10 protein-coding genes are annotated in these 12,497 nt (G+C 62.7%); 8 read left to right on the forward strand and 2 right to left on the reverse strand.

Going from position 1 to position 12,497, the window contains the following annotated elements:
* The first annotated feature begins 357 nt into the window (after nt 1-357).
* The 8 genes from IB238_RS23655 to IB238_RS23690 all read left to right on the forward strand — a co-directional run bounded on the left by IB238_RS23655 (nt 358) and on the right by IB238_RS23690 (nt 10,531).
* Entirely contained in the window at nt 358-966 is a 609-nt protein-coding gene (locus IB238_RS23655; protein ID WP_192253114.1) for an SDR family oxidoreductase, read from the forward strand.
* Entirely contained in the window at nt 956-2,632 is a 1,677-nt protein-coding gene (locus IB238_RS23660) for a thiamine pyrophosphate-dependent enzyme (protein WP_192253117.1), read from the forward strand. Before IB238_RS23655 ends, IB238_RS23660 begins: the two co-directional genes overlap by 11 nt.
* Nucleotides 2,629-4,707: a hydantoinase/oxoprolinase family protein gene (locus IB238_RS23665; RefSeq protein WP_192253119.1), complete on the forward strand. Its 2,079-nt coding sequence runs from the start codon at nt 2,629-2,631 to the stop codon at nt 4,705-4,707. Before IB238_RS23660 ends, IB238_RS23665 begins: the two co-directional genes overlap by 4 nt.
* Nucleotides 4,708-4,709: 2 nt before the next feature.
* A complete protein-coding gene (locus IB238_RS23670) occupies nt 4,710-6,329 on the forward strand; it encodes a hydantoinase B/oxoprolinase family protein (protein WP_192253122.1) in 1,620 nt (539 codons plus the stop codon).
* Nucleotides 6,326-7,531, forward strand: coding sequence for a pyridoxal phosphate-dependent aminotransferase (locus IB238_RS23675; protein ID WP_192253124.1), 1,206 nt, complete (start codon nt 6,326-6,328; stop codon nt 7,529-7,531). The genes IB238_RS23670 and IB238_RS23675 overlap by 4 nt, the downstream gene beginning before the upstream one ends.
* 12 nt (nt 7,532-7,543) lie before the next feature.
* Nucleotides 7,544-8,362 (forward strand): NAD(P)-dependent oxidoreductase, encoded by an 819-nt coding sequence (locus tag IB238_RS23680; protein WP_192253126.1) that lies wholly within the window; start codon nt 7,544-7,546, stop codon nt 8,360-8,362.
* Nucleotides 8,359-9,564 carry an FAD-binding oxidoreductase gene (locus IB238_RS23685; RefSeq protein ID WP_192253129.1) on the forward strand — a complete coding sequence of 402 codons (1,206 nt, stop codon included), beginning with the start codon at nt 8,359-8,361 and terminating at the stop codon, nt 9,562-9,564. The genes IB238_RS23680 and IB238_RS23685 overlap by 4 nt, the downstream gene beginning before the upstream one ends.
* Nucleotides 9,565-9,628: 64 nt before the next feature.
* The gene (locus IB238_RS23690; protein WP_192253132.1) at nt 9,629-10,531 is read left to right on the forward strand and encodes a LysR substrate-binding domain-containing protein; all 903 of its coding nucleotides are present in this window, start codon (nt 9,629-9,631) and stop codon (nt 10,529-10,531) included.
* A gap of 148 nt (nt 10,532-10,679) precedes the next feature.
* Here IB238_RS23690 and IB238_RS23695 read toward each other — a convergent pair whose 3' ends face one another.
* Both IB238_RS23695 and IB238_RS23700 read right to left on the reverse strand, forming a co-directional pair.
* On the reverse strand, nt 10,680-11,621 hold the full coding sequence (locus IB238_RS23695; protein ID WP_192253135.1) for an electron transfer flavoprotein subunit alpha/FixB family protein: 942 nt from the start codon (nt 11,619-11,621) through the stop codon (nt 10,680-10,682).
* Nucleotides 11,622-11,745: 124 nt separating this feature from the next.
* Nucleotides 11,746-12,495 (reverse strand): electron transfer flavoprotein subunit beta/FixA family protein, encoded by a 750-nt coding sequence (locus IB238_RS23700; RefSeq protein ID WP_192253138.1) that lies wholly within the window; start codon nt 12,493-12,495, stop codon nt 11,746-11,748.
* Between the last annotated feature and the right edge of the window lie 2 nt (nt 12,496-12,497).

Genomic DNA, 12,497 nt, shown 5'->3' on the forward strand with positions numbered 1-12,497 from the left:
CGCATTGGCGGGCTGTCACAGCCACTGCGGGTCAGCAAAAATTCCGTCATAAGGTCTTTGGTGATGAGTGCGGCGAAATCCGCCCCGCTTGCCCTGACCGATTCAGGCAAGAGGCGCGGAACGCCTCATGGGCGAAATCGGGTGCCGGCCCGATGCGTTCCAACCATCCCTGGACTGCCATCAGTCTGATTCGACCCAGCGCCGCGTCCGATTGGGCTGGTCGCACCGCCGGTGTGTTCCTGCGCTTGTGGTAAGGATGAGCAACAAGAAGAACTTGCCTAAGCGCGCTAATTTCTTCGTTTCAAGCACTGGCATCTACAGGCATCGTCCAACTCGCCTCATGGAGATCGTGTGTTGATGAAAGCACTTGTTACGGGGGCGACGCGTGCTCCCGGACGCGCGATCGCAACCACACTCGCAAAAGACGGTTGGGAAGTTCACGCCCTCGGTCGTGATCGAGTCGCGCTTGAGGAGATGCGCGGCGAGCACGGGATTGTGCCCCTGGCGATGGATCTGACGGATCGCGACTATGTTCGGTTCGTCGTCGAAGGGATGGAGCCCGAGGTCGTCGTCCACGCAGCGCTGCGCTGGCCCGAGGAGACCCGTTTTCTCGGTCTTGCGGAAGCCGACATCGATATGGCGCTCGAAGTCAATCTGTCCGCCACGCTGCATGTCACCCGAGCGGTCCTGCCCTCAATGATCGAACGAGGACGCGGAGCGTTCGTCATGCTCTCCCTGGACGACTGCGAGGCGAAAAGCGCTCTCGAACGGGCAGCCGCCGGAGCAATCGACGGTCTTGCGCGCGCTCTTGCCGACGAAATCGATGGCAGTGGGGTTTTCGTTCACCGCCTTTCCTTGGGAAAGCTGCCGTTTCAGCAGTTGGGATCGCAGGTCCTTGAGCTGTTGTCGGCATCCGGTTTTCAATCTCAAATCACCGAACGACAGGAACATGGAAATGGAACGTAATGGAGGGCAGTTGCTCGTCGAGTGCCTCTTGGCGCTGGGGGCGACAAAGAGCTTCGGAGTGCCGGGGGAAAGCTATCTCGCAGTCCTCGATGCACTGCACGACACCGGGGGACGTCTTGACTATGTTCTCTGCCGCAACGAAGGGGGCGCCGCTTTCATGGCTGCGGCCTACGGCAAGCTGACCGGCCAGCCTGGCATCTGCTTCGTGACTCGCGGTCCTGGCGCCACCAACGCCTCGATCGGCGTGCACACCGCCATGCAGGATTCCGCGCCGATGATCCTCTTCGTCGGCCAGGTCGGAACCGACATGAAGGGCCGGGAGGCGTTCCAGGAGGTCGATTACAAGGCCGTTTTCGGCACCATGGCCAAATGGGTCGTCGAGATCGATCAGGTCGAACGCATCCCGGAAATCCTTTCGCGCGCCTGGACGCTTGCGGTTTCGGGCCGTCCCGGTCCGATTGTGATTGCGCTGCCCGAGGACATGCTGACCTCGCTGACCGGGGCCGCGCCGCTTGCCGGTCCAGTCGAGATTGCCGAGCCCGCGCCGCCGGCTTCGGCCATGCAGCGCCTGCGCAATATACTGGAAGGCGCGAAGCGTCCCGTCATTCTTTACGGCGGCTGCAACTGGGCCGAGGGCTCGATGGCTACCGTCCAGCACTTTGCTGAAGCCTCCGACATTCCGGTCGTGTCCGTCTTCCGCTATCAGGATCAGTACGACAACGCCTCGCCGACTTTCTGCGGCGAAGCTGGCGTCGGCATGGTCGCCTCGGTCAAGGAACTGCTGCGCGAGGCCGATGTGATCCTCGCGATCAACAACCGCTTCGGGGAGAACTCCACGGACGGCTATACGCTGTTCGACGTGCCGCAACCGCGTCAGCAGATCATCCATGTCCACGGTTCGGACCTGGAGATCGGCAAGGTCTACCGGCCGGTGCTCGGCATTCACGCCGGTCCGAATGCTTTCGCGGAAGCACTGGGCGGTCTCGAACCCGTCGAGGGCGGATGGGCGGAGTGGCGCGCCAATGGGCGCGCCGCCTATGAAAAGGGCTTCGATCTCCCCGACCTGCCTTCCCCGGTCGACATGGGCAAGGTCACGGCTCTCCTGAACGGCATCCTGCCGGAGGATGTGATCCTCACCAACGGCGCGGGCAATTTCACGGTCTGGCCCAACAAGTTCTTCAAGTTCGGGCCGAAGGCGCGTCTTCTCGCCCCGCAATCGGGTGCTATGGGCTATGGCGTTCCGGCGGCCGTGGCCGCCAAGGTCGCCTATCCCGGGCGCGCCGTCATCTGCTTCGCCGGCGACGGCGACTTCCAGATGAATTGCCAGGAACTGGCGACCGCCCTCCAGCATGGGGCGCAGCCGATCATCCTTTTGCTCAACAACGGCATCTACGGCACGATCCGTGCCCATCAGGAGCGGCATTATCCGGAGCGTGTTTCCGGTACCACGATGGTCAATCCGGATTTCGTGGCGCTCGCGAAGTCTTACGGTTTCCATGCCGAGCGTGTCGAAACGACGGCGGACTTTTCGGCCGCGTTCGAGCGCGCCCGGGCATCGAAGACCGGCGCCCTCCTGGACCTCGACATTTCGCCTGAGGCGTTGACCCCGCGCCAGACGCTGAGCCAGATGCGCAAGGCTGCCCTTTCTGCAAAGGAAACCGCATGACACAGCGTCACGACATCCGCCTGGGCGCCGATATCGGCGGCACCTTCACCGACATCGCGCTTGACGTGCGGGGCAAGCTCTTCTCGACGAAGGTGCTGACCAATTATTCTGCACCCGAACAGGCAATCCTCGACGGTATCGAGATTGTCGTCAGGGATGCAGGCATCGCGCCGAAGGATATCGATATTGTCATCCACGGCACCACGCTTGCCACCAACGCGCTTATCGAGCGCCGCGGTGCCAGGACCGCGCTCGTCACCACCGAGGGCTTCCGAGACGTCATCGAGATGCGTACGGAAAATCGTTTCGAACAGTATGATCTCAGCCTCGTCCTGCCCAAGCCGCTGATCCCGCGCGAGGATCGCTTCCCGGTCAAGGGTCGCATCGATGCGCAGGGCAGGGAGCTTCAGCCGCTCGACGAAGCGGCGCTGGAAGCCCTAGCGGATATCATCGCGGAACGCGGTTTCGGGGCAGTGGCCATCGGCTTCATCCATTCCTACATGAACCCGGCGCACGAGGAGCGCGCCCGCGACATTCTCTCCAGGAAACTTTCTGTTCCGATCTCGATCTCGGCGGAAGTGTCGCCGCAGATGCGCGAGTTCGAGCGTTTCAATACGGTTTGTGCCAATGCCTATGTGCGTCCGCAGATGGCCGACTATCTGTCGCGCCTGCAGGTGCGGCTGAAGGAGATGGGCGCGGGCTGCCCGGTCTTCATGATCCATTCGGGTGGCGGGCTCATCTCGGTGGAGACGGCTTCCGAATTCCCGGTTCGCCTCGTCGAATCCGGCCCGGCGGGCGGTGCGATCTTTGCCGCTGACATCGCCCGCCGTTTCAGTCTCGACCGCGTCGTCTCCTATGATATGGGCGGCACGACCGCGAAAATCTGCCTCATCGATGACTACCAGCCCCACACGGCGCGCACCTTCGAGGTTGCCCGCACCTACCGTTTCTGCAAAGGCTCGGGCATGCCGATCTCCATTCCGGTGATCGAGATGATCGAGATCGGCGCGGGCGGCGGTTCCATCGCCTGGGTCGATGCCATGGGCCGGATCCAGGCCGGTCCGGAATCGGCTGCCTCGGAGCCGGGTCCGGCCTGCTACCAGCGCGGCGGCGAACGGCCGGCGATCACTGATGCGGATCTCGTGCTCGGCAAGCTCGATCCTGACAATTTCGCCGGCGGCAAAATCAAGCTCTCGGTCGATAACGCTAGCGCGGCGATTGCACGCGATGTCGGCGACAAGCTCAAGCTCGCTCCGGAAGCCGCCGCCTTCGGCATCGTTGAGGTGGTGGACGAGAACATGGCCAATGCGGCGCGCGTCCATGCGGTCGAAAACGGCAAGAACATCTCGGAAAACATCATGATCGCCTTCGGCGGCGCCGCACCCCTGCATGCCGCTCGTCTCTGCGAGAAGCTCGGCGTGGAGCAGTGCCTCATTCCGCACGGAGCGGGCGTCGGTTCGGCCATCGGTTTCCTGAAAGCGCCGTTCGGCTACGAAGCGCTGGCTTCCAAGATCATGGGCCTGTCGAAATTCGATGCCGGACCGATCAACGCCATGCTCGACGAACTGAAGGCGACCGCCGAAGGGTTCGTGCGCGCCGGAACGAATGGGCAGATCGTGCGCGAAATCACCGCTTTCATGCGGTATGCGGGCCAGGGCTGGGAAATCCCGGTGGCGCTGCCCGACCGTGCCTTCACCGCAGCGGATACGGCCATGATCGAAGCCGCCTTCAAGGAGCGGTACGCCCAGTTCTTCGGCCGCGCGGTCGAAGGCCCGGAAATTGAATTCGTCACCTGGTCGGTCAAGGCGCAGGACGTCCGCCCCGAAAGCGAGCGCTTCGCCCTTGAAACGGACGGCGCGCCGGCGTCCGTGCCCGCGACGAGAGCCGTCTTCGATCCCGCCTCCGGCAAGACGCTGGAAACCGCGATTGTGTCGCGCGATACGCTCTCGCGAGGCGCGCGTGTGATCGGCCCTGCCGTCATCGTCGAGCGTGAAACGTCCACCATCGTCACGTCGCCGTTCGATGCCGTCATCCAGATCGACGGCACCATTCTTCTCGTGCGCAAAGGTCTCTGATCATGAGCGATATCAATGAAATTCGCATGCAGGTCATGTGGAACCGTCTGATCTCGGTCGTTGAGGAACAGGCGCTGACGCTGCTGCGCACCGCGTTTTCCACCTCTGTCCGCGAGGCGGGCGATCTTTCGGCCGGCGTCTATAACGCCAAGGGCGAGATGCTGGCGCAAGCCGTTACCGGCACGCCCGGCCACGTCAACACCATGGCCGAGGCGGTGCTGCACTTCATCGCCGAAATCCCGCGCGAGGAAATGTATCCCGGAGACACCTACGTCACAAACGATCCGTGGAAGGGCACCGGCCACCTCCACGATATCACCATGGTCTCGCCGTCGTTCAAGGGAGAGGAACTGATCGGCTTCTTCGCCTGCACGGCGCATGTGGTCGATGTCGGCGGGCGCGGCTTCGGGGCGGATGGCAAGTCGGTCTATGAAGAAGGCATCCAGATCCCGATCATGAAGTTCGCCGAGCGCGGCACGGTGAACAAGGACCTCCTGAAGATCCTGCGCCTCAATGTGCGCGAGCCGAACCAGGTGATCGGCGACTTCTTCTCGCTCGCTGCCTGCAACGACGTCGGCCACAAGCGGCTGATCGAGATGCTGGACGAGGTCGGCTACGACAATCTCGACACGCTTGGCGATTTCATCCTGTCGCGCACGCACACTGCAACGATGGACCGCATCGCCGGCCTGCCGAAGGGGGCATGGACGAACGAGATGCTGACGGACGGCTATGATGTACCGATCAAGCTTGCGGCCGAGGTCTCGATCACCGACATGGGTGTCAATGTCGATTTCTCCGGTACGGACGGGATGAGCCGCTGGGGCATCAACGTGCCGCTGATCTATACGAAAGCCTATGCATGCTACGCGCTAAAATGCGTGGTGGCGCCGGATATTCCGAACAATTCGGCGTCTCTCGCCGTCTTCAACGTTTCCTCGCCGACCAACATCCTCAATGCCGAGCGGCCGGCGCCGGTATCGGTGCGCCACGTCATCGGCCATATGGTGCCGGACCTTGTACTCGGCGCGCTTGCCAAGGCGCTGCCCGGCAAGATTCTCGCCGAAGGTGCAGCCGCCTTGTGGAATATCCATATTTCGGCCCGCCCGGTCGCCGGCGCTTCCGGGCGCCGTGCCGAGGTGCTGATGTTCAACTCGGGCGGCATGGGTGCGCGCCCGGGCATCGATGGCTTGTCTTCGACGGCCTTTCCTTCGGGCGTCCATACCATGCCGATCGAAGCGACCGAGCATACCGGTCCCATTGTCGTCTGGCGCAAGGAACTTCGCCCCGATTCCGGCGGCGCGGGCAAATATCGCGGCGGCCTCGGCCAGATCATCGAGATCGCGCCCGCGGAGGGGCATGAGTTTGATTTTTCCGCGATGTTCGACCGTATCGCGACTCCGCCGCGCGGGCGCGATGGGGGTGAAGACGGAGCACCCGGTTCGGCAAAGCTCGACGATGGAACGAAGCTGCGTCCCAAGGGCTGGCAGCATGTGCCGGCGGGCCGCCGGCTGGTACTGGAACTGCCGGGCGGCGGCGGATTTGGAAGCCCGGCCGAGCGCTCGGCCGAAGCCTGGGCCGAGGACCTGTCGAAGGGTTACGTGACGGAGAAGAGACAATGAGCCACATCGCAAGCCGGCTTTCCGCCGTCAAACCTTCCGCCTCCATGGCCGTCTCGCAGGCCGCCAAGGAGCTGGCGGCGACCGGGATCGACGTGATCGATCTCGGTCTCGGCGAGCCGGACTTTCCGGCTCCCGCCCACATCACCGAGGCCGCCTTCGAGGCGGCGCGCAAGGAGCGGATGCTCTATACCGCTTCGCTCGGCACCCCGGACCTACGCAAGGCGATCGTCGCCAAGTTCAAGCGTGAAAACGGCCTCGATTATGCCATCGACGAGATCGCGGTTGCCAATGGCGCCAAGCAGATCATCTTCAATGCGCTGATGGCGACCCTGGAGGAGGGTGACGAGGCGATCCTGCCGGCGCCTTACTTCGTCTCCTATCCGGAAATGGTGAAGCTTTTCGGCGGAGTGCCGGTCACCCCGGCCTGCCGGGCCGAAAACGGCTTTCGCCTGACGCCCGAGGTGCTGGAAGCGGCGCTCTCGGAAAAGACGCGGTGGCTATTCCTGAACATGCCGGGCAATCCGTCGGGCGCGGTTTATACCGAGGCGCAGTTGCAGGCGCTCGGCGCGGTGCTCGCCAAATATCCTGATGTCATGATCCTCTCGGATGAAATCTACGAACACATCATCTTCGACGGGCGCACCTTCGTCTCCTTCGGCACGGCCTGCCCGGAATTGCGCGATCGTTCGCTGATCGTCAATGGCATGTCCAAGGCCTATGCCATGACCGGTTGGCGCGTCGGCTATGCCGCCGGCCCGAAGGATCTGATCAAGGCGATGGCGACGATCCAGAGCCAGTCCTGCACCTCCGTTTCCGCCCCGGCGCAGATCGCGGCCAAGGCGGCGCTGGAGGGGCCGCAGGATTGCGTTGCCGAGTTCCGCACGGCGTTCGAGCGCCGCCGCCACCTCGTGGTCGAGGGCATCGCGAAAATCAACGCGCTGAGCCTTGATCCACCGGAAGGCGCCTTCTACGCCTATATCGGCTGTGCGGCGCTGATCGGTGCGAAAACTCCGTCCGGCCAGACGCTGGAAGACGATATCGCCGTCGCAAAGTACCTCCTCGATGAGGGGCATGTGGCGGCCGTTCCGGGCACGGCTTACGGCCTTTCGCCCTTCTTCCGCATCTCCACCGCGACCTCGGACGAAGTTTTGGCCGAGGCGGTGAAGCGTATCGGCGCGGCCGTCGCTAAACTCGAATTCTGATTGGAAGGAAGAATGTCCAAGCTCTACAAGACCATTCTGATCACGGGCGCGGCCGGCCGTCTTGGTACGGAACTGCGTCGGGGCCTTGCACCACTGGCCGATAGGCTGCGCCTGGCCGATATCGGCGAGATCAAGGACCTGCAGCCGAACGAGGAAGCGATGGTCTTCGACCTTGCCGACGAAGCCGCCGTGATGAAGGCGGTCGAGTGTGTCGACGCCATCGTGCATTTCGGCGGCGTTCCGCTGGAGCGCCCCTGGCAGGATATCCTCGATGCCAATATCCGCGGCAGCTACCATATCTATGAGGCTGCCCGGAAGCATGGCGTCAAGCGCGTCGTCTATGCCTCCTCGGTCCATGCGATCGGCTATCACACGCTGGAAGCCCATATCGATACGGATGCGCCAGTCCGGCCAGACAGCCTCTACGGCGTTTCCAAATGCTTCGTCGAAGCGCTTAGCCGCTTCTACTGGGACAAGTTCGGGCTGGAGAGCGTGTGCCTTCGCATCTTCTCCTCGTTCCCGGAGCCGGCGGATCGCCGCATGCTCTGGTCCTGGCTGTCCTTCGAGGATTGCATTCGCCTGGTGACGGCTAGCCTGACGGCGCCGCGCGTCGGCCACACGATCAGCTTCGGCTTGTCCGACAACGCCATCAAGCCGGTCGACAATTCCAGGGCCGGCCATCTCGGTTACGTGTCGCAGGATAGTACGGAGTGCTTCCGCGCCAAGGTCGAGGCGGACAAGCCGCCGGTTGATCCGAAGGCGCCTTCCACCCTTTACCTCGGCGGATGGTTCGTCGATATCGGCCATCCCAATGATGAGGTTTCGAAATGAAAGACCAGTATGACGTCGTCATCATCGGCGGCGCGGTGATCGGTTCCGCCGTCGCCTACTATCTCGCGGCCAATCCCGATTTCGACGGCTCGGTGCTCGTCGTCGAACGCGACCCAACCTACTTGAAAGCGGCGACCTCCCTATCTTCCTCTTCGATACGCACACAGTTTTCCAATCCGATCAATGTGAAGATCAGCCAGTATGGCTCCGAGGTCATCCGCAATTTCGGGGAGATGATGCAGGTCGGCGACGATAAGCCCGACCTCGGCTTCCATTCAGGTGGGTACCTGTTCCTCGCTAACACTGCGGAGCAGGTACAAGTCCTCAAGGAGAACCATGAGGCACAGGTTTCCTGTGGTGCGGACGTCGTACTCTGGAGCCGTGATGAATTGGCAAATGCCTTCCCGCATCTGAATGTGGCGGATATCGAGCTGGCCTCCTACGGCCGTTCCGGCGAAGGCTGGTTCAATAATACGGGCCTGATGTATGGCTTCAAGAACAAGGCGCGCTCGCTGGGCGTCGATTATGTCACGGATGAAGCCGTAGCCATCGGCCGCGATAGCGACAGGGTGACGTCGGTAACTTTGAAGTCGGGCTCGGTCGTGAAGGCTGGCACGATCGTCAACGCCTCCGGCCCACGCGCGGCGATCACCGCCCGCATGGCCGGCCTCGATATTCCGGTCGAGCCGCGCAAGCGCACATTGTTCGTGTTCGATTGCGCCGGTACGCCGGAGGGAACCGCGAACGTCAACCAGGGGCGGCTTCCGCTGATGATCGATCCGTCCGGCGTGTTCTGCCGGCCTGAAGGTCGCTTCTTCCTGACGGGTTGCCCTCCCGTGGAGGACCCGGCGGCCGATTGGGACGATTTCGAACCGCGCTACGAAGAGTTCGAGGAGATCATCTGGCCGGCTCTTGCCGAACGGTCGCCCCAGTTCGAAGCGATCAAGGTGGTGAACCAGTGGGCGGGTCATTACGACTTCAATGTCCTCGATCACAATCTGATCGTCGGCCGTCATCCCGCGGTGCGCAATTTCGTCTTCGCCAACGGCTTTTCCGGCCATGGCCTGCAGCAGGGGCCGGCGACGGGACGAGGCGTGTCAGAGTTGATCATCTACGGCGAATATCGCACATTGGACCTGACGGAAGTCGGCTATGAGCGTGTCGTGGAGAATCGCCCGTTCCTCGAAAAAGCCGTGATTTAATCATCGTAGGCTCCGCCGGCAGGCGGAGCCGTTATATTTAGATATCGCCTGTCGGGAGGGCGGATTGGCTGGACAACACACACGGCTTCCCCCTCTCAATGCGCTGCGGGCGTTCTGGGCGGTTATGCGTCAAGGTACATTTCGTGGCGCGGCAGATGAACTACTTGTCACGCCGCAGGCCATCAGCCAGCAGATCAAGCTGTTGGAGGATACCTTGCACGTTCCGCTGTTCGAACGGAAGGCGCGGGTAATTGAACCGACGGAACATGCGATCATTCTCTCGCATTTCGTCCAGGCAGGCTTCGATGAATTTACGGAGGGAATCCGTCGAGTCACCAACTCGACCTACCGTAACCGCATCAACATCAATGTCAGTCCGTATTTTGCCACCCGCTACTTGATGGAGCGCCTTGAGCGATTTCGTCAACTCATGCCCGGTGCTGATATCCGGATGACGACCATGGTAAACGTGCGCGACTTCGCCGCCGAAGAAGTGGACGTTTCCATTCAATGGGGATTCGGAAACTGGAAGGAATATGACGTAAAATTGCTGATGCACGACCCGAAGATCATCTGCTGCTCGCCGGAGTTAGCCAAACAGATCTCTTCACCGGCGGACCTCGGCCGTATGACCCTTCTGCATCCTGTCATGGCGCGCGACCTGTGGCGCAAGGTGCTGGCGCATCTTGGTCTGCCGTCGCTGGAAATGGCTGGGGAGATCGAATTCCAGGATGCCGCGACGATGCGCAAGGGTAGCATCTCCGGCATCGGGGTTGGGCTCGTGTCAAGGGGCGACGCGCTTGCCGATATCGAGGCCGGTACCCTCGTCGCGCCGCTCGGCATTGATATGCTGGATACGATGAACAAGAAGGATATCCCCGGCTTCTATCTTGTCGTTCCGAGAGCCCACAAGCGAGTTAAGATCATCTCCGCCTTTTGTGACTGGATCGCCGCAGAGCAATGGTGAAAGGAAAAGTGCGGAACAAAGTGGACGCCAGCATAGCCGTCCGCTTCCGCACTTGTGACCACTCCTCTGGGTGTTTCACTGACCGATAAGCGACCACCAAGCTGGCGGCCGGTGGCGGAGGCGTTCTTCCGCCACCGATATTGGATGGTCACAGCGCCTTCTGAAGTTCCGGCAGCGCCTCGAACAGGTCGGCGACGAGGCCGTAGTCGGCGACCTGGAAGATCGGCGCCTCCTCGTCCTTGTTGATGGCGACGATGACCTTCGAATCCTTCATGCCGGCGAGGTGCTGGATGGCGCCGGAGATGCCGCAGGCGATGTAGAGCTGCGGGGCGACCACCTTGCCGGTCTGGCCGACCTGCCAGTCGTTCGGCGCGTAGCCGGCGTCGACGGCGGCGCGGCTGGCACCGACGGCGGCCCCGAGCTTGTCGGCCACCGGCAGGATCACCTCCTTGAACTTCTCCGCCGAGCCGAGCGCCCGGCCGCCGGAGATGATGATCTTCGCCGAGGTCAGCTCGGGACGGTCCGACGACGACAGCGCATCGCCGACGAAGGACGAGAGGCCCGGATTGGCGCCGGCGGCGACCGTCTCGATTGCGGCGTTGCCGCCCTCGGCCGCGGCGGCGAACGAGGCGGTGCGTACGGTGATCACCTTCTTCGCATCGGTTGACTGCACCGTCTGGATGGCGTTGCCGGCATAGATCGGCCGCTTGAAGGTGTCGGGCGCAACGACCTCGACGATTTCCGAGACCTGGGCGACGTCGAGCAGGGCTGCGACGCGCGGCAGGACGTTCTTGCCGACCGAGGTGGCGGCCGCAAGGATCGTGTCGTAGCCGCCGGAAAGCGCAACGATCGTCGCTGCTAAGGGCTCCGCCAGGTTGTTGGCCAGCGAGGCGTCGTCGGCGAGCAGCACCTTGGCAACGCCCGCAAGTTTCGCCGCCTGCTCGGCCGCCGCCTTGGCGTTCGCGCCCGCGACGAGCACATGCACGTCGCTTCCGGTCCCCTGGGCGATTTTCTGCGCCGCCGTCAGCGCCTTGGCGGTCTGGTCGGAAAGGTGGTTGTTGTCGTGGTCAGCCAGAAGAAGAATGGCCATGATCTTGTCCTCAAATAGTGTTGGTTCCTGAAATCCGCCAAAAACCGGCGCGCAGCGTACCGAACGTACGTGAGCACCGGAAGCGCAGCGGCACGCCGTTTGCAGGCGGGCCTCACGGATTCCCTCACAGCACGCCGGCTTCGCTCTTCAGCTTTTCGACCAGCTCGGCGACGCTCTTGACCTTAACGCCGGCCTTGCGGCCTTCCGGCTCCTCGGTCTTCAGCACCTTCAGCCGCGCGGCGGTGGAGACGGCAAAATCGGCCGGGCTCTTCTTGTCGAGCGGCTTCTTCTTCGCCTTCATGATGTTCGGCAGCGAGGCGTAGCGCGGCTCGTTCAGGCGCAGGTCGGTGGTGACAACCGCCGGCAGCTTGACCTCGATCGTCTGCAGGCCGCCGTCGACCTCGCGGGTGACTTTTGCCGAGCCGTCGGCAAGCTCGATCTTCGAGGCAAAGGTGCCCTGGGCCCAGCCCAAGAGCGCCGACAGCATCTGGCCGGTCTGGTTCGAATCGTCGTCGATCGCCTGCTTGCCGACGATGATCAGGCCCGGCTGTTCGGCCTCGGCCACCCCTTTGAGGATCTTTGCCACCGCCAACGGCTCGACCGCGTCGTCGGTCTCGACCAGGATTGCCCGGTCGGCCCCCATGGCAAGGGCGGTGCGCAGCGTCTCCTCGGCCTTGGCCGGGCCGATCGACACGACCACCACTTCGTCCGCCTTGCCGGCCTCCTTCAGCCGCAGCGCCTCTTCGACGGAAATCTCGTCGAACGGGTTCATCGACATCTTCACGTTCGCAAGCTCGACGCCCGTGCCATCCGGCTTCACCCGGATCTTCACGTTGTAGTCGACGACCCGCTTTACGGGGACCAAGATCTTCATAT

It is taken from the genome of Rhizobium sp. ARZ01, assembly GCF_014851675.1.
Classification (GTDB): domain Bacteria; phylum Pseudomonadota; class Alphaproteobacteria; order Rhizobiales; family Rhizobiaceae; genus Mycoplana.